The organism is Pseudomonas spirodelae, assembly GCF_034653255.1.
GTDB lineage: Bacteria > Pseudomonadota > Gammaproteobacteria > Pseudomonadales > Pseudomonadaceae > Aquipseudomonas > Aquipseudomonas spirodelae.
The window spans coordinates 308,453-331,902 of the sequence record NZ_JAYEET010000001.1; the positions used below are offsets into that span (position 1 = coordinate 308,453).

A 23,450-nucleotide genomic window follows, 5' to 3' on the forward strand; every position below is an offset into this window, starting at 1 on the left:
TGCCGGCTTCGGCAACAATTTTTGTTTAACAGATATGTCCATCACCACGCAGACGCATTGCGCAGGGGTACTCTCAGGGCCTGGCTAAATGAGGCATTTGTGTATGAGCGTACTGCGCTGGCCCGCCGCAAAAACTCTGCTGCTATTGCTCTGCCTGAGTTTACTGGTCACGGCCTGCAGCCGCCTGGGGCTGGCCTACCGTAATCTGGACTGGCTGGTGCCCTGGCGGCTGAACGATTACCTGAACCTCAACAGCCAGCAGCAGGCCTGGCTCAAGCCGCGCTTGCAGACCCACCTGCAATGGCACTGCAGCGTCGAGTTACCACGTTATATCGACTGGCTGCATACCACCGAGAGCCTCCTCAACCAGCCGCAGCCGGACAGCAGCCAGCTGCTTGAGCAATTCGCCCAGTTCGATGCCGCGCTCAAACGCATCAGCGTCGAAATCACCCCCACCGCCATCGAACTGCTGCAAGGGCTGAACGAGCAGCAGGTTAACGATTTTTACGCGGCGCTAGATGAAGACAATCTGGAAGACCGTCAGGACTTCCTCGACCCGCCCCTGGCCACCCAGATCAGCGAACGGCAGACGCGCATGCAGGAACGCCTGCGACCCTGGCTGGGCCGCCTGAACAGTACGCAAACCGAGCATATCGCCGCTTGGGCCAATGGCCTTGGCGAACAGAACCGCCTGTGGCTGGAGAATCGCCAACGCTGGCAAGCACAGTTGCGCACCCTGCTTGCTGAGCGCCACAGCGCTTACTTTGCGCCCGAACTGACGCAGCTATTGCAGCACCGTGAACGCTTCTCCAGCGACGCCTATCGCGCCAGTTATGCTCGCTCACGCCAGGCGCTGGCCACGCTGCTGAGCCAACTGTTAAGCAGTGCTGATGAACCACAGCGCGAGCGCCTGAGACATCGCCTGCGTGATTTACGTCGGGATCTGGCCGAGCAGCAGTGCAGTGCCGCTTAAAGGGTTCTAGCAAGCAGGCTCGGGTAAGCGCCAGTCGATCGGGCTCAGTTCATGCTGCTGCAGGAACTTGTTGGTACGGTTGAAATGGCCATTGCCGATAAAGCCACGGTGCGCTGATAGCGGCGAAGGGTGTACAGATTTCAGCACCAGATGCTTGCTGGAGTCGATGAGTTTTTCCTTGCTCTGCGCATGCGCGCCCCACAGCAGAAATACCAGCCGCTCCTGCTGCTGGCTGACCACTTCGATCACCTTATCGGTGAAGGTTTGCCAGCCGATTTTGGCGTGGGAACCGGCGATGCCATGCTCCACGGTTAATGAGGTGTTGAGCAGCAACACGCCCTGCTCCGCCCAATGCTGCAGGTTGCCGTGACTGGGGATGTCGATATTCAGGTCGCGCTTGAGCTCTTTATAGATGTTCACCAGCGACGGCGGGGTTTTCACCCCAGGCTGCACCGAGAAGCACAGACCATGGGCCTGCCCCGGCCCGTGGTAAGGGTCCTGGCCGATCACCACCACCTTGACTGCCGCCAATGGCGTGGAATTCAAGGCATTAAAAATCAGCGCACCCGGTGGGTAGATCTCTTTGCCCGCCGCCTTCTCCGCCCGCAGAAAGTCGCCCAGCTCACGCATATAGGGCTTTTCGAACTCCTCGCGCAGCGCAGCTTTCCAGCCGGCTTCGAGTTTGACGTTATCTGCAGCGCTCATGCCTATGTCCTGCCTGTACCAACGGAGACGGCACGCTAAGGAAGCCTCATCGGCAAGTCAAGCAGACAGGCATGCCCCATATTGCTCACTCTAGAGTGGCTTAATCCCGTAGCGGGCAAATAATGCGGCCCAGGCGGGATCAGCCTTAGCGCGCTCAAGCACGTCGCGTAAATCTGGACGGCTTCTGGGAATCATGGCCTGCAAGGTGAACTGGTTGAACGGTTGCTTGGCCACGTAGAAATCAGCCGCAATTGACATCAACTGCGGATCGTTCTGCAGGTAATAGTTGAACGCCAAACGACGAATAATGGTTACCGCGGCCCGCCGTGAGTGGATACGCATCAGCGAGGCGCGCACATCATTTCCATCTTCGCGGTCAATTTTGCCTTGCTGCATCAGCTCTTCAACGCCCATTGGGTAGTGATGCCCGCGCAACGCGGCGAAGCGTTGACCGATCAGCGAGTTGGCGTTGCGGTAAGGAACCTTATGCTGCTGCGTTGAAACCACCAGGTCTTCATCTTTGAACAGATCAACCCAGAGAAATCGCTGCTCAGCCCTCTCGCCCCAGCCCCACGCGGGGATAACCCAAAGCAGCATCCAGTTGTCATCACAACCTGGCGCCCCTGGCCCTGCACAACTGCCGTCTAGCCAACCCGCCAAGGTTTGGTTTAAGCGTGCGCGCGGCAGCACACGGGCATCATAGGTTTGCTGAGCGTCGGCTTGCTGATTCAGCAGCGCAGCCACCTCAAACATAAGGCCCGTGCGCGGCTCTAACTCCAGAACGAAGGGGGGCTGGCGATGGTAGGTGTAAAGACTGACAGGTGCGGCCACTACCGTGACGGGCAACAACAGAAGCAGCATCCAGGCTAGGCGTCTCAATATGACCTCGTACTAACAGTGTCCCTACCGACCGTTGTGGGCCAGCTTAATGACTTTATTAGTGTGCCGGGGCCTTCGGCAGCACTTCATGTATAAGGCAGAAATCTGGCAAACACCACCTGCTGCACGGCTTATTTACTAAAGAATGCAAGGCAGCATCAGCCCTGATGCAACGCCCGATAATGACTAGGCGCCATGCCCACTACTTTGCGAAATAGCCGCGAAAAGTAATACACATCGTCATAACCCAACTGCTCCGCCACCTGACGAATGCCCTGCTCGCCCTCATCAAGAAGGCGGCAGGCGTGAGCCATTTTTAGCTGGATAAAGTCCTGAATCGGCGCATGCCCGGTCAGTGCACGGTAGGTCTTGGCGAAGTGAAAACGGGACAGTTTGAACTGCGCGGCCAGCTCATCGAGGTTCAGCGAGTCATGCAAATGCGCGCGCATCACCGCCTGCACCGCGTCCACATCCAGCACCCGCCCAGACTTCAGTGTGGCACGCGCCGGCAGCACCGCCAGGGATGTCAGCAACACCTGTAATTGATGCGCCGCATGAATAAAGTGCGGCGGGTTCAAGCCCTGCTTACGCAGATTCAGTAACGCATCGAATTCGGCCAGCAGCCGTGGCTGCACGCCAATGCGCCACAGCGGCCCCTTACCCAACGGCTTGAGAAAATCCGCCACCAACTCACCATCAAAATGCACCCAGTACAGGGTCCAGGGCTTCTGCGCGTCCGCGCCATAGGTATGCGCCACGCCTTTTGGCAACAGCAGCAAATCGCCACCACTGACAGCTAATCGTCCATCAGGCGTGTCCAGCCAGCCCTGCCCGGCGCGGCAGTAGATCAGCAGGTGATCCTCCGGCTGCGGGCGATGCATACGGTGCCCTGCAGCTTGCGGGTAGAACCCCAGAGCCAGCGGGTAGCAGCCATGAGCTAAAGGGCTACGAGCCAGCAGGCGGCGCAAGCGGGGCGGCGTGATAAAGCGCACGCCGTTAGCGGGCAAGGGCCAGTTGGAGGTCTCGACATAGGCTGGCATCGGGCAGTCCTATTAGATTTCAAGCACAAGATAGTCCATCCAGCGGCCAAGATCGTCAATCCACAAAGCACCGTAGTGCCGCTATAACAACCAAACAATAACAATCGAGCCCAACAGCGGTTCGCCACGAGGAATACCCGCATGGCCAAGGCAATCCCACAGTTGATCGACGGTGAATGGCGCGAAAGTCGCGCCCGTGAATTTATCGAAGTCACCGACCCGGCCACTCAAGAGGTACTGGCCCTGGCGCCCAAGGCCACTGCCGAGGAGATCGAAGCCGCGATTGCCAGCGCCAAGGCCGCCTTCCTCACCTGGCGCGACGTGCCAGTCTCCGACCGTGCGCGGGTGATGCTGCGTTACCAGCATCTACTCAAAGAACACCACGACGAACTGGCGGAAATTCTCGCCGGCGAAACCGGCAAGACCCTGGCCGATGCCAAGGGTGATGTCTGGCGCGGTATCGAAGTGGTCGAGCAGGCCTGCAACATCGCCAGCCTGATGATGGGCGAGACCATGGAGAACGTGGCCCGCGATATCGACACCGCCAGCTGGATTCAGCCGCTGGGCGTATGCGTCGGCGTTACCCCGTTCAACTTCCCGGCGATGATTCCGCTGTGGATGTTCCCCCTGGCCATCGCCGCCGGTAACACCTTTATTCTCAAGCCGTCCGAACAAGACCCGCTGACCCCCAACCGCCTGGCCGAGCTGTTTATCGAAGCCGGTGCGCCCAAGGGCGTGTTGCAGGTGTTGCATGGCGCACGCGAAGTGGTCGACAGCCTGCTGACCCACCCGGACATTCGTGCCATCTCCTTCGTCGGCTCGGTGCCAGTCGGACAGCACATCTACCGCACCGGCACCGCGCACCTGAAGCGTGTGCAGGCCTTCGCCGGGGCGAAGAACCATATGGTGATCATGCCCGACGCCAACAAGCAGCAGGTGCTGAGCAACCTGGTCGGCGCCAGTTGTGGCGCGGCCGGGCAGCGCTGTATGGCGATTAGCGTGGCGGTATTTGTCGGCGAATCGAAACAGTGGATCGACGAACTGCAGGCGCAGATGACCGACCTGCAGCCCGGCTACTGGACCGACGGCCACGCCGCCTTCGGCCCGCTGATCAGCCAGCAAGCGAAACAGCGCGTGCTACGGCTGATCGCCGAAGGCAAAGCGGAAGGCGCCGAATGCCTGCTGGATGGCTCGCATTGTGCGGTCGAGGGCTACCCCAATGGCAACTGGATCGGCGCCACACTGTTTCGCGGCGTGACAACCAAGATGAGCCTGTACCGCGAGGAAATCTTCGGCCCGGTGCTGGTGTGCATGGAAGTCGACACCCTGGAAGACGCCATCGAACTGGTCAACGCCAGCCCATACGGCAACGGCACCTCGATCTTCACCCGCTCCGGCGGCGCGGCGCGGCATTACCAGCACGCAGTGGAAGTCGGCCAGGTCGGCATCAACGTACCGGTGCCGGTGCCGCTGCCGTTCTTCTCTTTCACGGGTTGGAAGGGCTCGTTCTATGGCGACCTGCACGCCTATGGTAAACAAGGGGTGCGTTTCTTTACCGAAACCAAAACGGTCACCAGCCGCTGGTTTGATGAAGAGGCCGTAGCCGCCGGAATGCCGGCCAGCCCGAATATGACCATTCAATTGAAATGAGAACCCGTAGCCGTATTGATCCACTGCAATACCCAGTTGTTTAGACCAAAAGACAATGCCTCCTTGCGTGCCAGAGCCTCACAGTGCTTTGACATAAAAACAACATGGAGGATTGCAATGAAACAACTGACTGCCGCCCTGGCCCTCTGGGCCGGGCTTACCGCCTGCGCGCAAGCGGCTGAGCCGATCACCCTCGGCCTCAACTACCCACGCACAGGCCCTTATAAGGAAGAGGGGTTGGCCCAGATGCGCGGAGCCTTGCTGGCCATCGACGAGCTTAACGCCCAAGGCGGAGTCCTGGGGCGCACGCTGCGCCTGTCGAGCAAAGACACCGCTTCGCGTCCGGCCAAGGCCGTGAAAAACGTCGACAAGCTGGCCAGTGAAGGCGCGGCCATGCTGTTTGGCGGCTCATCCAGCGCCGTGGCCATCGCCTCCGGCAAGCGCGCAGCAGAACATGGGCTGCTGTACTTCGGCACCCTCACCTACTCCAACGACACCACCGGCAAAGACGGCCATCGCTATATGTTCCGCGAGAGCAACAATGCCTGGATGAGCGCGCGGGTGTTAGGCCAATACCTGAGTAAAAATCTGCCGGACAAACGCTACTTCTACATCACCTCCGATTACACCTGGGGCCACACCAGCGAAAGCTCCTTGCGGCAAACCACTGGCAGCGCAGACAGCACTCAACACCCCGGCCTCAAAGTTGCCTTTCCGGGTGCGCGCCTGGCCGACTACCAAGACGCACTTAGCCAAGCTGCCGCCAGCAACGCCGAGGTGCTCGCTCTGGTGCTGTTCGGTGAAGACCTGGTGCGCGCCATGCGCATCGCCAAGGACCTTGGCCTCACCGAACGCATGCAAATCGTTGCGCCGAACCTGACCCAGAGCATCGTCGAACAAGCGGGCCCCGGCCTGATGGAAGGCGTTATCGGCAGCGAACCCTGGACCTGGCGCGTGCCGGCACTGGAAAAATCCGTACACGGCGAAGCCTTCGTCAAATCCTTCAGCGAGCGTTACAGCACCTACCCGTCCAGCTCCGCAGCATCGGCCTACAGCATCGTCTATCAGTGGGCCGATGCCGCCAAACGCGCAGACAGCCTGGACAGCGAAGCGCTGATCAAGGCCCTGGAAGGTCATCAGTACCAGCTACTCAAGGACCCACAAACCTGGCGTGCCTTCGACCACCAGAACGTGCAGACGGTGTATGCGGTCAAAGTCAAAACCCGCGCCGAGGTGCTCAAGGACCCGTTCAAGCAAGACTATTTTGAAATCGTCGACCGACTCGACGCCTCCCAAGCGGCGCCCAGCCTTGCCGAATGGCAAGCCGAACGACGCGCCGCCGGGCAACCCCTAACCCTGCAATGAGGACTTATGGATTTCGAACTCAGCGATGAACAACGCCTGCTGGTCGACAGCGCCCGCCAATTTGCCAGCCGCGAGCTGGCGCCGCATGCCGCCGACTGGGATCGCGACCACCACTTCCCGGTAGACGTAATCAAGCGCGCCGCCGAGCAGGGCTACCTGGCCCTGTACATCGGCGAAGAGGACGGCGGCCTGGGCTTGTCGCGATTGTCTGCCTCGCTGATCTTCGAACAGCTCGCCGCTGGCTGTATCGCCACCACGGCGTTTCTGACCATTCACAACATGGCTTCATGGATGCTCGCCTCCTTCGCCGACCAGGCATTGAAAGATGCCTGGCTGCCGCGCCTGGTCAGCGGCGAACTGCTGGCCTCCTACTGCCTCACCGAACCCGACGCCGGCTCCGACGCCGCGCACCTGCGCACCCGCGCCAAGCGCGATGGTGATGACTACGTGCTGGACGGCAGTAAATGCTTTATCTCCGGCGCCGGCTCCACTGATGTGCTGATCGTCATGGCGCGCACCGGTGAGGAAAGCGGTGCCAAAGGCGTGTCCTGCTTCCTGGTGCCGGCCGACGCCGAGGGCGTGAAGTACGGCCGCAATGAATTGAAGATGGGCTGGCGCGCCCAGCCGACGCGCACCATCACCTTTGAAGGCGTGCGTATCCCGGCGGGCAACCGCATCGGCCCGGAAGGCCAAGGCTTCGTCTACGCGATGAAGGGCCTGGATGGCGGGCGCATCAATATCGCCAGCTGCTCGCTGGGCGCTGCACAAGCGGCGCTGGAGCAGTCGCTGCGCTACGTCGAAGAGCGCAAGCAATTCGGCAAGCCGCTGAGCGACTTCCAATCCTTGCAGTTCAAACTGGCCGACATGCTCACCGACCTCACCGCCAGCCGGCAGATGGTGCGGTTGGCCGCGCATAAGCTCGACCATGGCCACAGCGAGGCCAGCCTGTATTGCGCCATGGCTAAGCGCTTTGCCACCGACCACTGCTTCAACCTGTGTAACGAGGCGCTGCAGCTGCATGGCGGTTACGGCTACCTGAATGATTACCCGCTGGAGCGCTGGGTGCGTGACAGCCGTGTGCACCAGATTCTCGAAGGCACCAACGAAATCATGCGGGTGATCATCGCCCGGCGCCTGCTCGACCAGGGCGGCATGCTGGATCGCCTGCTATAGAGCCTGAATCCTTGACCCGCAGGTGGCAGCAACAAGCTGCCTGCATCAGCCCACATGAGGACACCCATGAGCCACGCCATCGAACCCTACAGCCCCGGTGTATTCGACCTGACTCACAAGATCACCGTGGAAAAGCACGGCCACACGGCACTGATCACCCTTAACAACCCGCCTGCCAATACCTGGGATCGCGACTCGCTGATCGGCCTCAAGCAGCTGGTTGAACACCTCAACCGCGATGACGATATCTATGCCCTGGTGATCACCGGCCAAGGCGGCAAGTTCTTCAGCGCCGGCGCCGACCTCAAGCTATTTGCCGATGGAGATAAGGCCCGCGCCCGGGAAATGGCCCGACGCTTCGGTGAGGCCTTCGAGGCGCTTCGCGATTTTCGCGGGGTGTCGATTGCCGCACTGAACGGCTATGCCATGGGCGGTGGCCTGGAATGCGCCCTGGCCTGCGACATCCGCATTGCCGAGCGTCAGGCACAAATGGCCCTGCCGGAAGCCTCGGTAGGCCTGCTGCCCTGCGCGGGCGGTACGCAAAACCTGGCCTGGCTGATCGGCGAAGGCTGGGCCAAACGGATGATTCTCTGCGGCGAGCGCCTCGATGCGGAAACCGCCCTGCGCATTGGTTTGGTCGAGCAAGTGGTCGACAGCGGCGAAGCCCGCGGCCACGCCCTGCTGCTGGCGGCCAAGGTCGCGCGGCAAAGCCCGGTGGCGGTGCGCACCATCAAGCCACTGCTGCAGGGCGCACGCGAGCGCAGCCCGAATACCTGGCTGAGCGAGGAGCGTGAGCGCTTTGTCGACCTGTTCGACGCCGATGACACCCGTGAAGGGGTCAACGCCTTTCTGGAAAAACGCGACCCGCAGTGGCGCAATAAATAATCCGCTCATGGAAGGAGCTTTAGCCGCGATTACAGCCCTATCGCCGCTAAAGTCCCTCCGACAAACCTATTAAGCCGGCTGAGCTGAACAAGCAGCCCCGTGCAGCAGGGACACATGATGAACGTGCAATTTGAAGAACGCCCCGCCCAACACGGCATGCGTATCGGCATCGCCAGCCTGGATGCCGAGAAAAGCCTGAATGCCCTGTCACTGCCGATGATCGAAGCGCTGGATGCCCAGCTCAAAGCCTGGGCCGATGACCCGAGCATTGCCTGTGTACTGTTGCGTGGCAATGGTCCCAAAGCCTTCTGCGCCGGCGGCGACGTGGTGCAGCTGGTGCAACAATGCCGCGAGCATCCCGGTGAAGTACCGCCCCTGGCTCGGCGCTTCTTTGCTGACGAATACCGTCTCGACCACCGCATCCACACCTACCCGAAACCCTTTATCTGCTGGGCCCATGGTCATGTGCTGGGCGGCGGCATGGGGCTGATGCAAGGTGCCGGTATTCGCATCGTCACCCCAGGCAGCCGCTTGGGCATGCCGGAAGTAAACATCGGCCTGTACCCGGATGTCGGTGGCAGCTGGTTCCTCGCCCGCCTGCCGGGCAAGCTCGGGCTATTCCTCGGTCTGACCGCCAGCAGCATCAACGCCCGTGACGCACTGGATTTAAACCTGGCCGACCGCGTATTGCTCGACAGCCAGCAAGACGACCTGCTCGATGGCCTGGCCCAGCTCAATTGGCAAGAACAAAGCGCGCAACAACTGCACAGTCTGCTCAAGGCGCTGGAAAACCAAGCCCTTACTGAACTGCCGGAAGCGCAGTGGCTGCCGCGCCGCGCGCGCATCGATGCACTGCTCGACAGCGCCGACCTGCCCCATGCCTGGCAAGCGATCAGCGAACTGCAAAACGATCACGACCCGCTGCTGGCCCGCGCAGGCAAAACACTGACCGGCGGTTGCCCGCTGACCGGGCACCTGGTGTGGGAGCAAATTAAGCGCGCCAAGCACCTGTCCCTGGCCGAAGTATTCCGCATGGAATACGCCATCAGCCTGAACTGCTGCCGCCACCCGGAATTCCCCGAAGGCGTACGCGCGCGGCTGATCGACAAAGACCATGCGCCGTGCTGGCACTGGCCGGATCTGGCGAGCATTCCTGTCGAGGTGATCGAAGCGCACTTCGAGCCGGTGTGGGACGGCGCTAATCCGCTGGCGGATCTGTAAGGCATATCAACTCAGTGCGTAGGGTGGATGACGCTTTTTCATCCACCGATAAGACCGCGGCCGGTAGATAGGTGAAGCGTCATCCACCCTACACGGCTACCCGAACGTTATTCAGCGCGACAGGAGCATAACAATGACAACAATCGCTTTTATCGGCCTCGGTCACATGGGCCTGCCCATGGCGCGCAACCTGCTCAAGGCTGGCTTCAACTTAAACGTCTTCGACCTGCTGCAAGCTGCCGTTGAGGATTTGGCCAAAGATGGCGCACTCCCTGCCAGCAGCGCACTGGAGGCGGTGCAGAATGCCGATGTGGTGGTGAGCATGCTGCCGGCCAGCCGTCATGTTGAAGGTCTGTACCTGGGTGATAGCAGCCTGCTGGCGGCGCTCAAGCCCGGCAGCTTGGTGTTGGAATGCTCAACCATCGCCCCTGAGTCTGCGCGCAAGGTGCACCAAGCCGCGCAGGCGCGTGGTATCGAACTGCTCGACGCCCCGGTATCCGGCGGCACCGCTGGCGCGGCGGCGGGCACCCTGACCTTTATGATCGGCGGCGCAGCAGAAACCCTGGAAAAAGCCCGTTCGATTTTCGAAGCCATGGGCAAGAACATCTTCCACGCCGGCCCCGCCGGTGCAGGCCAAGTCGCCAAGGTGTGCAACAACCAAGTGCTCGCCGTGCAAATGATCGCCACCGCCGAAGCCATGGCCATGGGCGTAGCCAACGGCCTTGAACCCGCGGTGCTGGCCGAGATCATGCGCCAGAGCTCAGGCGGCAACTGGACGCTGGAGAAGTACAACCCCTGGCCCGGCGTCATGGAAAACGCCCCTGCCTCCAAAGGCTACAGCGGCGGCTTTATGGCCGAGCTGATGGCCAAGGACCTGGGCCTGGCGCAGGAAGCCGCCCAAGCCAGCGGCAGCAGCACCCCCATGGGCGCGCTGGCCTTGCAGCTCTATCGGCTGCTGCTCAAGCAGGGTAAAGGCAAGCAGGACTTCTCGGTGGTGCAGCAGTTGTTTATCGAGTAAGCGTGAGACGTTTGTAGCCTTAATAAAGCGGAGGGTAAAGCAGCCGCGAGCGCCTGGCAGCGGACTCATCCGTCATAGCGCGGAAGCGCCCGATTGATCGCAGCCAAAGCGCGTCGCTAAGCGCTGCTCGCGCGCACCCCAGACAGCAAAAAGCCGCAGATAACTGCGGCTTTTCTATGCAGACCTTCAACCACTCAACGTTCGCGCAATGCCTCGGCGCGAGCACGGATAATCGGCTTGAGCAGGTAACTGAGCACACTCTTCTTACCGGTGATGATATCCACCGAAGCGACCATGCCAGGAATAATCAACAAGGGATGCTCCTCGCTGCCCAAATGGCTTTTGTTGGTGCGCAGCTTGATCACGTAAAAACTGTTGCCATCATCGTCGGTTACCGTATCTGCACCAATCTGCTCCAGCTCAGCCTTGAGTCCGCCATAGATGGTGTAGTCATAGGCCGTGAACTTGACCATCGCCTCCTGCCCCGGATGCAGGAAAGCGATGTCCTGCGGGCGAATACGCGCCTCAACCAGCAGGTTCTCACCCAGCGGCACGATCTCCACCAGGTCGCTGCCCGGCTGAATCACCCCGCCGATGGTGGTGACCAACAGCTGTTTGACGATGCCGCGTACCGGAGAAATCACCAGAGTGCGGTTGACCCGATCTTCCAGCGCCTTACCGGTTGACTGAATTTTGCTCAGTTCGGTGCGCGCCTCGTTGAGCTGAGTCAGCGCATCGCTGCGGAAGCGCCCACGGGTTTCATCGATCTTGCGCTCGACCTCCTTGATCGCCGACTCGGCGCGCGGTATGGCCAGAGTAGTGGCCTCCAGCTGGCCACGGGCCTCCACTTCGGCGCGTTTTAGGCGCAGCACTTCTACTTGGGAAATCGCCCCCTGAGCCACCAGCGGTTCAGACATACGTATTTCCTGACGCAGTAGGCTGAGGCTGTTGCGGAACTGCCCCTGCTTAGAGACAAACTCGCGCAATTCCTGTTGGCGCTGAATCAACTGCTCTTCCAAGCCAGCCACTTCATCGAGCAATTGCTGCTTGCGACTGTTGAACAGCTGAATTTCGTTATCCGCCTGCCTCGGCGCCTTTTCGCGCACCTCATCGGCCACCACCAGCTCGCGGTCCTGCACTTCGGCGCTGAGTCGCTCAACCCGCAGCAGCAGGGCCAGACGATCGGCCTCTGTTTCACCGACATTGGAGGCAAAGCGGGTGTCATCAAGGCGCAACAGTGGGTCACCCGCGTTGACGATCTGCCCCTCGCGGACAAACAGCTCAGCGACGATTCCGCCTTCTAGGTTCTGGATTTTCTGCAGCCGCGAGGATGGAATCGCCTTGCCATCACCGCGCGTCACCTCATCAACCACGGCGAAATTCGCCCACAGTAAGCAGAACACCACAAAGGCAATCAGCCCCCAGATGGTGAGGCGTACCACCCGTGGCGCGTCCTCAATCAGCGCTTTATTGACCTCAGGCAGCGGCTCATCGCCCAGCTCATCGTCACTGCCAAAATAGGCGGCAACGGCCTGACGCAGGCTCTTTTTCTCGGGCACTTTAGCTGACACTGATCTGCCCCTTCTTCAACGCTTCCATCACGCTGCCTTTTGGCCCGTCGGCGATGATCTGTCCGCGATCGACAATGATCAGCCGGTCGACCAGGCTGAGCATCGACGCACGGTGAGTGACCAGCAGCAGGGTTTTAGTGCCAATCACCGCAGACAAACGCTGCTTGAGGCGCTCTTCACCGGTGTTGTCCATGGCGCTGGTAGGTTCATCGAGCAGCAGAATAGGTGGGTCAAGCAGCAACGCACGCGCCAAGGCAACGTTCTGTCGCTGGCCGCCGGAGAGGTTCTGGCCGCGTTCCCCCACCTGCAGCTCATAGCCTTTCGGGTGCAGGCGAACGAACTCATGCACGCCAGCCAACTCAGCGGCCTGCAACACCAGCTCGTCTTCCACATAGCGCGCGCCGGACACCAGATTGTCACGCAAGGTGCCGCTGAACAGCTGAATGTCTTGTGGCACATAACCGATGTTATGCCGCAAGTCGCTGACATCCAGTTGGCGTACGTCAATACCGTCGACCAGCAAGCTACCGGCATCCGGCTGATACAGACCGACAATCAGCTTGGCCAGCGAGCTTTTGCCCGACCCACTGCGGCCGATAATGCCAATTTTCTCACCAGGCCGAACGATCAGGTTGATGCCCTGCAAAGCAGCCTGCTGCTGATCCGGGTAATGAAAATCCAGCTGCCGAAACTCGATGGCGCCCTGCAGCGATTGGCGCTTGAGCGGCCGCTCATCGGCCTGACGCTCCTGCGGCAACTCCATCATCTGATTGACTGAATCGAGGGTGATCCTGGCTTGCTGATAACGCGTGAGCAAACCGGAAATCTGCGTCAGCGGGCCCAGCGCACGGCTACTGAGCATGTAGCACGCAATTAGCCCACCCATGCTCAGGTTGCCGTCGATAATCTGGTACACCCCTAGCACGATCACCACCACACCCGCCAGTTGCTGCAGCAGCATGGTGGCGTTCATCGCCAGGCTTGAGAGCATGCGCGCGCGCAGCTCCAGACGACTGAGGGTGCCGATGGTCTGCTCCCACAGGTATTGGCGCTCACTTTCGGCGTTATTCACCTTGACCGCATCCAGCCCCGCCAGGCTCTCGATCAAACTCGACTGACGCTCACCAGCCAGGGCCATGGTGCGCTGCATAGTCTCGGCCAGCGGGCGTTGCAGCGTCCAGCCAATCAGCGCCACCAGCGGAAAAGCGAGCACCGGAATCCATACCAAATGCCCGCCGATCATGGCGATCACGGCGAGAATCAACAGGGTAAACGGCAAGTCAATCACGCTGGCCAGGGTCAGCGAGGCAAGAAAATCGCGCAGGCTTTGAAACTCATGGATGTTCTGCGCAAAGCTACCAACCCGCGCAGGACGGAACTTCATGGCCATCCCAACGATGCGTTCGAACAACGTGGCGGAGATAATCAAGTCAGTCTTCTTGCCCGCCAAATCCAGACACAGACCGCGCAAGGTTTTCAGCAACAAGTCGAAGCAAAACACCCCGGTGATGCCAATTGCCAACACCCACAGGGTCGCTTCGGCCTGATTGGGCACTACTCGGTCATATACGTTCATCACGAACAGCGGCGTGGCCAGGCCGATCAGGTTGATCAGAAAACTCGCCGCAATGGCATCGATATACAGCCAGCGCGAACGTTTGAGGGTGTCGCGAAACCAAGAAGTGGCGCGCGGAATCAACTCGCCGCGGTTGAAGTCGAACTTATGCAGCGGTTGAGCAAAGAACACCCGTCCGCTGTAATCCTCAGCCAGCGCCTCGGCACTCACAGACAGCTCACCACCCTCGCTTTCGCTGGGCATGATGCGCGCACGGCCTTGATCATCCCACCCCAGCAAAATGGCGCTGCGGCCATCGCGCAGCAACAACAAAGCGGGCATAGCCAAGGCCGGAATCTTCTCCAGCGCACGCCGCAACCAACGCCCTTGCAACCCCGCACGCGCCGCTGCACGTGGCAGCAGCTCGGCGCTCAAACGCTGCTCAGGCAACGGCAAGCCAGCCGTGAGCATGGCACGGCTGACCGACTTTTGGTGCAAGCTACAGAGCGACAACAGGCTGTCTAGCAGTGGGTCGTCGTAGCGATCGCGCGGATCACTACGGGTTTGCATCGGGCTGGGGTCTACTGCCACAAAGATTCACTCGTACTCAACTTGGCTCAATTCAGACCCGGCAAATTCACCTGGGTCTTGATCTCGTCCAGCGGCGCAGCGGCCATTGGCGCGACTACACCCTGACTCTTGAGCAGGGAGCCCATGGTGGCCTTGATCCGGTATTGAGTAAACAGCTCGGTGAAACGCACTTCCTCAAGACGGCGCGAGGCGGTGAACAACTCGTTTTCACTGTCGAGCAAATCCAGCAAGGTACGATCACCCAGGCTGAACTGCTTCTGATAGGACTCACGCACGCGGCTGCTGTAATCAACATATTGCTGGGCAATCGGCAACTGCTGGCGAGCATTCTCACGAGCGTTCCAAGCCAAACCCAGCTCTTCATTTAATACGCGTAGGGCGTTATTACGAATATCCATGGCCTGGTTGGTTTGATAGGCCTTGGATTGCAGGTCCGCCTTGTTGCTGCCACCGGCAAACAGGTTGTAGCGCATACGCAGCATCGCCTGCCACTCGTTGCTATGGCCGCTGACGCCATCGATATTGTTGTCTAAACCGCGTGACAGTTCGGCATCAAAGCGCGGATAGAAACTCGACTTAGCCGCTTCATACTGCTGTTCAGTGGCCTTTACATCCGCCTCGGCAGAACTCAACAGCGGATTGTTGGCGAGCATTTCCTGACGGGCCGCTGGCAAACTTTCCGGCAACCGACCAACCAGGCCAGCAGGGCGGCTCAGCTCACTGGCATCGCGGCCAACCACGCTGAAATAATTGACCTGCGCGTCTGCCAGGTTAGTTTGCTCGGTGATCAGGTTGTTACGCGCCTGCGCCAAACGCGCCTCCGCCTGATCAAGGTCCGCTGTGCGCCCTACGCCACTCTGGCTACGCAAGGTGATCTGATCGTAGATTCGCTCATGGCTGGCCAGATTAGTCTCGGCAAGACGCACCAACTCCTGACGGGTCAGTACATCCAAATACACCTGCGCCACTGTCAGGGCAGTGCGCTCGGCAGTGCCTAGCAACTCATAGGCACGCGCATTAACCGTGGCGCGTTGGCGGCCAACTTCACTGCGCGTCGCAAAACCATCGAAAACCATCTGCTGCAAGCGCAGGCTCGACTCGCCACGGTTAAGGGTTTCAGTGTTGTGGGTATTACCACGAGTGCCAGGGCTATCCGTACCTTCACGGCCATAACCGGCCAACAGATCAACCTGCGGCAGATAGCCACCCTTGGCGGCCTTCATCTGCTCTTCAACCGACAAGCGCGCATTAATCCCCGCCTGAATCTCCGGATGCATCTCAAGGGCACTTTGCATGGCTTCATTAAGTGACTGGCCATGGGCTGCCAGAGAGACCGCCAAAGCAAGGGGGACGAGAGCAAGAAAACGCATTTGGTGAAATTCCTTATTCAGACAGATCGAGCGACTTAACCCGCGAAGAGCCCACGCTTGACACTGCGCCCGGCTGGACACATAAAACAGCAAGCAGCACGTGACGCGCATCACAGAATTACTCGCCAATATCAAAGTGACATCGGCCGCGGCATTGTTTATTATCCCGACGAGCCAGTCAATAGTTTGGCATATACCTAATTCCAAATAGCTATATGCCAAAAATATGTCACGCCGGAAAGACAGAAGATTGCCGCATCGGGAACTCGCACTAACTAGTAGTAGTCGCCGCTCAATGAGCGAGCTGCACATCATTCAGGGAGCTTCACCTTATGAGCACTATCGCCGCTATCGTCAAAAGCCTTGTAGGACAAGTGTTTGCCGTTTCCCTCGACGGCCTCAAGCGTCAGATATTCGAAGGTGAGCGTCTGCTGATGGGCGAGCAGGTCCTTACAGGCCTGGGCGGCGAAGTGACCTTGCAACTGGCCAGTGGCGATGTGGTCAATGTGGCGCAGAACAGCAGCTGGCAAGCAGCGCCCAGTGCAGCTCAAGCTGAGGACGATAAAGCCGAGCCCGACTCAAGCCTGGAACAGGCCCTAGCTGCCGGCCTCGACCCCACCACAGAGCTTGAAGCCACCGCTGCAGGCCAAGGCACTGGCGGCGGCACCGGCGGTGCTGCAGGGGGCGGGCATAGCTTTGTATTGCTGGACGAGACTGGCGAGCAGTTGGATCCGACTATTGGTTTCCCTACCGAAGGCCTCGACTTCGCAACAGAGTTCGTCAGAGAAGAACTGGGTCAACCGGATGACAACAACGCCGCTATCCCCGAAGGCATCAGTGCGGCCATCAACCTTACCTCCGATGGCACCGTCACCGAAGGTGGCAAGATCACTGTTACAGCCACGGTCAGCAGCCCAGTCACCGGCTCGCCGCTGTTTATCAACTTAGGTAATGGCAACACCATTAGCATCCCGGTCGGCGCAAGCACGGGCTCCACTGAAGTCGACACCCGTGGTGACGACGTCTATAAGCAAGACGACGAAACCGTCACCTTCGAAATCGTCGGCACCACCGGTGGTAACTACGAAGCGCTGAACACCAGCAGCACCACCTCAACCACAGTCACAGATGACAGTGATCAGGTCTATGCCGTGATCAGCGTCGACGCCAACACCGTCGCCGAAGGCGGCAAGCTGACTTACACCGTAACCCTGCAAGACACCAATGGCGTGGCCGTCACCGTGCCTGCGGGCAAGTCCGTCAATGTCGCCCTGGACTGGACCGGTACGGCTGCAGGCGGTACTGATACCAGCGCACTGCCAACCAGCGTCACCATCACCAACGGCAGCAGCGCTACCTTTGATATCAGCGCCACCGACGACTACCTCAACGAAGGCAGCGAGCCGCTGGTCGCCACCATCAGCGGCGTCACCGACACCGACGCGACCTTCGAGGCCGTCGCCATCGGCAGCAACAATACCGCCAACAGCGCCATCACCGATGACGCCGGCCCAGGCTCACCGACGCCTCCAGGCACCCCAGGCGCTGAAGACACTGTCTACGCCGTGATCAGTGGCCCAACGACCGTTGTCGAAGGCGCGACCACCACCGACTACACCGTGCAGCTGGTCGACAAGGACGGTAATCCCGTCACCGTCACCAACGCGACTAGCGTGGTCGTCAAATTCACCAACGGCAGCGCCGAAGTCGGCGACTACGCCGCCGGCAACCAGACCGTCACCATTGCCGCAGGCAGCAGCAGTGCAACCCTGACCGTCGCCACCAATGAAGACGCCGACTTCGACAACGAAACCTTCACCGCCAGCATCGAGTCCGTGCAGGACACCGGCCAGTTCGAAGCGATCAACATCGTCGACGGCGCCGCCGGCCAGACCGCCAGCGCTGACACCACCATCACAGATAACACCACCGCGCCGACCATTGCTTCCGCCATCGTTACCGTATCCGAAGAGGCGCTATCAGAAGGCATCCAGGGCTCCAACGGCGTGAACGACAGCACCATCCAGACCGGCACCCTGGCAATCAGCCATGACGGCGGAACAGCCACCGTTAGTCTAGACATCGCTACCTTACCTCCCCTCACATCGGGTGGAGTTGCCATTATCTGGAGCTATGGCGATAACGGCAGCAATCAAGCGGTTATCCAGGGTAAGGCCGGTGCCAACAGCGTTATCGAGATCAGCCTCAATGGTGGTAACAGTTCCGTTGCGGGCAACGCGAGCAGTGTGGGCTACACCGTGACATTGCTGGGCCCTGTCGACCACCCCGATACCACTGGCGAAGATGTACTGGACCTCGACGTTGGCGTAACCATTTCTGATGGGCTGAATAGCAGCACCGGCTCACTGACCGTGCAAATTGAAGATGATGCCCCGTATGCTGGTGTCATAGTGCAAACCACCGGTTCTGCAACCGTTTTCAACGCCAACATAATGATCAGCCTCGATGTATCAGGCAGTATGAATGACGCCTCAGGCATAAGTGGACTAACCCGGCTAGATGCTGCCAAACAGGCCATAACCGAACTGCTCAATGAGTACAAAGCCACGCTGACTGCAGCCGATAATGGCGATGTAAAAGTGAACATCAGCCTCTTTGGCTCCTCGAGCACCCAGCTGTCCAATGGCTGGGTTAGCCTTGATGCCGCACTCAACTTGATAAACACCGTCCCCCGCTCAAGTGACACTACGCTCACCAATTACGACGCCGCGCTGCAGGAGCTCATTGACTCCTTCAACCCGGCCGAATATGGCGCCAATGGTCCCGTAACAGCGCTAGGCACACAAAACGTTTCTTACTTCTTGAGTGACGGAGCGCCAAACCGCTCCAATGTTGGCACCAGTAACTCTGTCGGTATCCAAGCGGGTTTTGCTCCAGGGTTCGATGCCAACAGCATCAATGGCACCAGTGATGTCGGACAGGCCAACTGGGAAGCCTTCCTAACTGCCAACAAGGTTGTTTCCTACGCTATTGGCATGGGCTCCGGCGTATCAGCCGCTAAACTGAACCCGATCGGCTATAACGGAGCCACCGGCAGAGACGACAACACTGATCTGGTCAAAGTCGTTACCCAGCTGAGCCAGCTGTCTAGCGTACTGATTGGCACCACGCTGCAGGCCGAGCAGCTGGCCGGTTCCCTGGTGACAGGCAGCGCTAGCACCACCGGATTTGGTGGTGACGGCGGGCGTGTAATGACGATCACAGTGGATGGCATTCTCTACACCTACAACCTGGCTGATGACAACATCACGTCGGTAGGTGCTCCCACCATCGACGGTGACACCCTAAACCTTACCACCGCCTTGGGCGGTAGTTTCTCTATCGATATGTCCAGCGGTTCGTATAACTACACACCGCCCACCACTGGAACCGCAGGCACTGAGCGCATCTTCTTTACTCTCATCGATAAGGACGCAGACACCGACTCAGGCCTTCTGAAAATAGTGGTTAACAGCAGCACGACGATTGCGGCTGACGACAACATCATCACCAATATCCTATCCAACAGTGTCGTAGTACCGGCCGAAGCTTTGCTGGCCAACGACGTTGCCGCAAAAGGTGGCACGCTGAGTGGCAACAATCTGGCACTAAATACGGGCTGGCTGCCAGAGACGCAACCGTCGGTCAGCGTCATAAGCACGCGCGATAGTGCCGCCACCATATCGCGTGACAGTTTCGAGCTAGAATCGCCCACCACCGCCTCGCTCATGGTAAGTGGATCGCTGAGGGGTAACAGTAGTAGTAACAACAGAAGCGATGTGCTGACCATCAGCCTGCATGCTGGAGAAACACTGCAGGTGACATCCAGTAACCCAATCGGTTTCGAATACCGCACAGGGACCTCCGGCAGCTACTCGACTCTCGCCAACAATGGAATCATCGCCAACACCGGCCCAGGTGATCAGGACTACCAAATCCGGGTTACCAAGACCAGTAACGGCAATGTTAACTACGACCTGGATCTGACCCTGGGTGGCAACGGTTTCGATGCAAGCGACTTCACCAGCACGGTAAGTGGTACCTACACTGCCACCGGCAGTGCAGGTGGCAGCGATAGCGCCGATGTCAGCCTGACCTACCAGGCCGGCAGCATCCTGACAGGCACCGACGGCAATGACACCTTGCTGGCGGGAAGCATTGCGACCACCCTCAATGGCGGTGCCGGGCATGATGTGCTGTACGGCGGCAGCGGCGGCGACACCCTGAATGGCGGCATCGGCAATGATCGGCTGTTTGGCAATGCTGGCGACGACACCCTGCTCGGCGGCGACGGCGACGACATCCTCATCGGCGGCACCGGCAACGACAATTTACGGGGTGACGCTGGCAGCGACACCTTCGTCTGGAAGAACGGCGATCTAGGCAACGACGTGATCAAGGACTTCAACCCAGAAGAGGACCGCATCGATCTCCGCGATCTATTGCGAGGCGAAACCGATGCCACTATCGGCAAGTTCCTGCAACTAGTCACCGATGCTAGCGGCACCTCAAGCCTGCTGATCAGCACCGAGGGTCACTTAAATGATACTGGCGGCGCGGCGGCTAATGCTGACATGACCATTGAGTTGGCCGGAGTGAATCTATCCAGCAGCAGTATCAACTCGCTGATCGCTGGCGCCGACCCTGTCATCAAGGTCGATCACACCTAACAAGAAAACCCCGCTAACATGGGTTAGCGGGGTTTTCGTTCAAGGGAAGCCGTTGGCACTAGGGAGCGATCGATGTTGTATGTAAAACGCGATGCTTGGGGCAATCTGCAGCAGGTCGAAGCAGCGCCTTTCGAGGGTATGGATGGTGAGTTGTTGGCGGACAGCCAGGAGGCTCAGGCGTGGTATGCCAATCAGATAGCTGAAAGCAGCCTGCTTAAACTGGAACAGAGCGACCTGGACATGATCCGGGTACTGGAAGATTTGATCACCGTGCTCATCCGCAAGGGCGTGGTGCGCATTACCGATCTACCGGAAGCGGCGCAGAGCAAGTTGGTCGGCCGTAGCAAGGCGCGGGATGCACTGGGCGGTTTGCATCGGCTGATTAATGATGATGAGTCAGAACTGATCTGACCTCGACCAACGGTATAAGGTTTTTCCGATTCAAACCCAAAAGTTCGCGGGCAACCCGCACTTAATAACAGCTGTTAGCGCTTGGGCGCTGGCTCGCACGTGACACGCCGAGCGCGTAGCACCTGTAAGCCTCCTTGCGTTTCCAGCGGCTCGGTACTCAGCGCTGCCGCTCCCATCCCCGCTTGCTATCGCGGCGCTCATCTGCACGGCGTTCTTCGTTACGCGATGCATTGCCGCGCTGTTGGCGCGAAAACTGATGGCCGCGCGAAAAATCGCGTTCAGCATGGCCACCCCAGCTCGCACGCGGTTGCGGTGCGCGGTCATCATGGCGCTTCTGATACTTACGCGTTTGATAATGGCGGGGCTGTGGGGCCGGTGCGTAATAACGCGGCGGCTGGCGGTGATTATCATAGCGACGGCCATCATGGCGGTATGCCGAGTAGCGATGTGGCTGCGGCACCGCATACACAGGGTAGCGGTGGACCTGGTAATAAGTGCTGGTATGCCTTCGATCATAACGGTGATCGTCATAACCACCGCCACCACCGTAGACCGCACAACCGCTTAAAAACATCAGCAACAACGCCAAGAGCATCGCTTTATAGGGCATAGCGGCCTCCTTCGACCGCAGGTATGGCAACGACCGTTGTCGCTACCAGGGGGACTCCCGATAGATCTGACAGCGGCATAAGCGCTTTGGTGCGCTGATGGACAGCAAGTATCCGACCAATTGCTTTCTGCAGATTGATTCGACAACACCCCCAAAGCCCAGCTCAACTATCAACGGTTGATTCACGCCCCTTCGTGATCTGCGTCACGCCTCACTTAGTCACGACTCAATCGCCTAAACCTTAAAAAGGCGTAGCACCGGCCTGTCCTTTGAACAGGCTCGGCGGTCGGTCAGCCCCTCCTGAAATCAACCCAGCGTTACACCCTGAAAACCAGCACATTTAAATATGTTGAGCGGCCCTAAAACTCTCGCAGAGTCAGCCCTAGATGATGCTCAGGCCATAACGGCTATCGCCCTTCACTCAGCAGGCCAGGTGATAGGTACAGCCTGCACCTGTTTCAGCGATGCAACACATTGCACCGTACAGCTGACACGCCACATACCCATCGGCGGGCAAGCCTATGTTTTAAAACCATTTTTGCCTGAAAGCCAAGTTTCACCGGCTTTACACATACACCATTAAGCTGGCCAAAATAATCACCATCTTATTGATATTTAAGGAAATTAAATTGGTGGCATGTTCTCTGCTCTGTCTACCGTCGTAGATACAACGCATTGCACAGGGAACCTAAAAATGCACAAGCAGCTCAGCAGAATCACATGCACAGGGTTGCTGAGCAGCGCGCTGGTGATGGTGCTGCTGAACAATCCGGTATACGCCGATAACGGCTTAATCGTCCTCACACGCGACGTTCAACCGCGTGCCGCAACCCGAACGGAACTGGTTGCAGACCCTCACCCGCTAACTGTCCAGGCCGGGCTGCCGCGCAATGCGAGTGCCGAGCTGAATGACAGTGACTTTGCCCATATCAACACCGGCCTGTCGGTATCCAACAGCGCGCTGACAAGACAAACCAACAACCTCTCCAGTTCAAACAGCATGCCCCAGTCGGCGGGTAATGACATGCCTGGGCTGGGTGCAGCCATCGGGGGCGATGACACCGGGGGCACAACAGGCGGCCTCAGCGGACGCATCAACGGCGCCATACAAACCGGCTTGCGCCCCCTGCAAAAAATGAGCTTAGGACAATGACATGCGCCAGCTAACGCTATTTCTCGCGAGCGCCCTGTGCAGCCAATTATTGCTGGCCGAGCCAGCCATGCAAGCCACTGCCAGCCTCAACCAAAGCGGCCAGAACCATCAAGGTGTACTGATGATTAATCAGGCTGCAGGCGATGCTCAGCAGCAGGCTAACGCCCGCGCCATAGCCATTGGCAGCGGTGTGAATGCGCAGGCCACGGCGACCACCAACGTCAAACAGAACACCGACCATTTACCCATAAACCCACCCGGCATGGTTGCCAGCGCCAGCATTGGCGGCAGCTCATTTGCCAACAGCAACGGTGTTGTGGGGATCAATCAGGGGGCCGGTAGCGGCAACCAACAGATCAATGCAATGCGCATCACCAGCGGTCTTGCGCAGGGCTTGGATGACAGTGCGTTGGCGCAACAAAGCGTCAGGCCGTCAAGCATCTCGGGGGCAGCAGAACCACTAAGCGCAGAGCGCATTGTCTCGGTAGACGACAGCGCATTCAGTAACAGCCGCGGAGTGGTCCAGTTGAACCAGAGCGCCGGAGTAGGTAATCGCAGCATCAATAGCCTCGGCATACGGATCACGGAATAACTCCGCGTATCCGCCAAC

General features: G+C 59.2%; 18 protein-coding genes. 11 read left to right on the forward strand and 7 right to left on the reverse strand.

Annotation, left to right across the window (positions count from 1 at the left end):
- Nucleotides 1-103 precede the first annotated feature (103 nt).
- On the forward strand, nt 104-973 hold the full coding sequence (locus SOP97_RS01485; RefSeq protein ID WP_322947856.1) for a DUF6279 family lipoprotein: 870 nt from the start codon (nt 104-106) through the stop codon (nt 971-973).
- 6 nt (nt 974-979) lie between these two features.
- On the opposite strand, the gene ung is transcribed toward SOP97_RS01485, so the two are convergent.
- The 3 genes from ung to SOP97_RS01500 all read right to left on the reverse strand — a co-directional run bounded on the left by ung (nt 980) and on the right by SOP97_RS01500 (nt 3,597).
- Nucleotides 980-1,678, reverse strand: coding sequence for a uracil-DNA glycosylase (ung, locus tag SOP97_RS01490; protein WP_274087806.1), 699 nt, complete (start codon nt 1,676-1,678; stop codon nt 980-982).
- Nucleotides 1,679-1,768: 90 nt separating this feature from the next.
- A complete protein-coding gene (locus SOP97_RS01495) occupies nt 1,769-2,539 on the reverse strand; it encodes a hypothetical protein (protein WP_322947858.1) in 771 nt (256 codons plus the stop codon).
- A 176-nt stretch (nt 2,540-2,715) separates the two neighbouring features.
- Nucleotides 2,716-3,597 (reverse strand): AraC family transcriptional regulator, encoded by an 882-nt coding sequence (locus tag SOP97_RS01500; protein WP_322947860.1) that lies wholly within the window; start codon nt 3,595-3,597, stop codon nt 2,716-2,718.
- 141 nt (nt 3,598-3,738) lie between these two features.
- Between SOP97_RS01500 and SOP97_RS01505 the strand changes: the two genes are divergently transcribed.
- The 6 genes from SOP97_RS01505 (at nt 3,739) to mmsB (ending at nt 10,909) form a co-directional block, all read left to right on the forward strand.
- Nucleotides 3,739-5,247 (forward strand): CoA-acylating methylmalonate-semialdehyde dehydrogenase, encoded by a 1,509-nt coding sequence (locus SOP97_RS01505; protein WP_322947862.1) that lies wholly within the window; start codon nt 3,739-3,741, stop codon nt 5,245-5,247.
- Nucleotides 5,248-5,364: 117 nt separating this feature from the next.
- Complete coding sequence (locus SOP97_RS01510) at nt 5,365-6,612, forward strand: ABC transporter substrate-binding protein (protein WP_322947864.1); 1,248 nt, start codon at nt 5,365-5,367, stop codon at nt 6,610-6,612.
- A gap of 6 nt (nt 6,613-6,618) precedes the next feature.
- Nucleotides 6,619-7,785, forward strand: coding sequence for an isobutyryl-CoA dehydrogenase (locus SOP97_RS01515; RefSeq protein ID WP_322947866.1), 1,167 nt, complete (start codon nt 6,619-6,621; stop codon nt 7,783-7,785).
- 66 nt (nt 7,786-7,851) lie between these two features.
- A complete protein-coding gene (locus SOP97_RS01520; protein ID WP_322947868.1) occupies nt 7,852-8,670 on the forward strand; it encodes an enoyl-CoA hydratase in 819 nt (272 codons plus the stop codon).
- A gap of 117 nt (nt 8,671-8,787) precedes the next feature.
- Nucleotides 8,788-9,891, forward strand: coding sequence for an enoyl-CoA hydratase/isomerase family protein (locus tag SOP97_RS01525; protein WP_322947870.1), 1,104 nt, complete (start codon nt 8,788-8,790; stop codon nt 9,889-9,891).
- A gap of 133 nt (nt 9,892-10,024) precedes the next feature.
- A complete protein-coding gene (gene mmsB, locus SOP97_RS01530; RefSeq protein WP_322947872.1) occupies nt 10,025-10,909 on the forward strand; it encodes a 3-hydroxyisobutyrate dehydrogenase in 885 nt (294 codons plus the stop codon).
- Nucleotides 10,910-11,103: 194 nt separating this feature from the next.
- Here mmsB and SOP97_RS01535 read toward each other — a convergent pair whose 3' ends face one another.
- From SOP97_RS01535 to SOP97_RS01545, 3 genes are read right to left on the reverse strand one after another with little or no spacing between them, the layout of a single operon-like run.
- Complete coding sequence (locus SOP97_RS01535) at nt 11,104-12,450, reverse strand: HlyD family type I secretion periplasmic adaptor subunit (RefSeq protein ID WP_322948017.1); 1,347 nt, start codon at nt 12,448-12,450, stop codon at nt 11,104-11,106.
- Nucleotides 12,451-12,469: 19 nt separating this feature from the next.
- Nucleotides 12,470-14,605: a type I secretion system permease/ATPase gene (locus SOP97_RS01540; protein WP_274087797.1), complete on the reverse strand. Its 2,136-nt coding sequence runs from the start codon at nt 14,603-14,605 to the stop codon at nt 12,470-12,472.
- Nucleotides 14,606-14,652: 47 nt separating this feature from the next.
- Nucleotides 14,653-15,996, reverse strand: coding sequence for a TolC family outer membrane protein (locus SOP97_RS01545; RefSeq protein ID WP_322947875.1), 1,344 nt, complete (start codon nt 15,994-15,996; stop codon nt 14,653-14,655).
- A 332-nt stretch (nt 15,997-16,328) separates the two neighbouring features.
- On the opposite strand from SOP97_RS01545, the gene SOP97_RS01550 reads away from it, so the two are divergent.
- Complete coding sequence (locus SOP97_RS01550) at nt 16,329-20,666, forward strand: retention module-containing protein (RefSeq protein ID WP_322947877.1); 4,338 nt, start codon at nt 16,329-16,331, stop codon at nt 20,664-20,666.
- 72 nt (nt 20,667-20,738) lie between these two features.
- Nucleotides 20,739-21,077 (forward strand): tryptophan synthase subunit beta, encoded by a 339-nt coding sequence (locus SOP97_RS01555; RefSeq protein WP_274087794.1) that lies wholly within the window; start codon nt 20,739-20,741, stop codon nt 21,075-21,077.
- A 157-nt stretch (nt 21,078-21,234) separates the two neighbouring features.
- Here the strand turns inward: SOP97_RS01555 and SOP97_RS01560 are convergent, their stop codons facing one another.
- The gene (locus SOP97_RS01560; protein WP_322947879.1) at nt 21,235-21,687 is read right to left on the reverse strand and encodes a hypothetical protein; all 453 of its coding nucleotides are present in this window, start codon (nt 21,685-21,687) and stop codon (nt 21,235-21,237) included.
- A 694-nt stretch (nt 21,688-22,381) separates the two neighbouring features.
- Between SOP97_RS01560 and SOP97_RS01565 the strand changes: the two genes are divergently transcribed.
- The gene (locus SOP97_RS01565) at nt 22,382-22,840 is read left to right on the forward strand and encodes a hypothetical protein (RefSeq protein WP_322947881.1); all 459 of its coding nucleotides are present in this window, start codon (nt 22,382-22,384) and stop codon (nt 22,838-22,840) included.
- Nucleotide 22,841: 1 nt separating this feature from the next.
- Nucleotides 22,842-23,432: an adhesin gene (locus tag SOP97_RS01570; protein WP_322947884.1), complete on the forward strand. Its 591-nt coding sequence runs from the start codon at nt 22,842-22,844 to the stop codon at nt 23,430-23,432.
- The last annotated feature ends 18 nt before the right edge of the window (nt 23,433-23,450 follow it).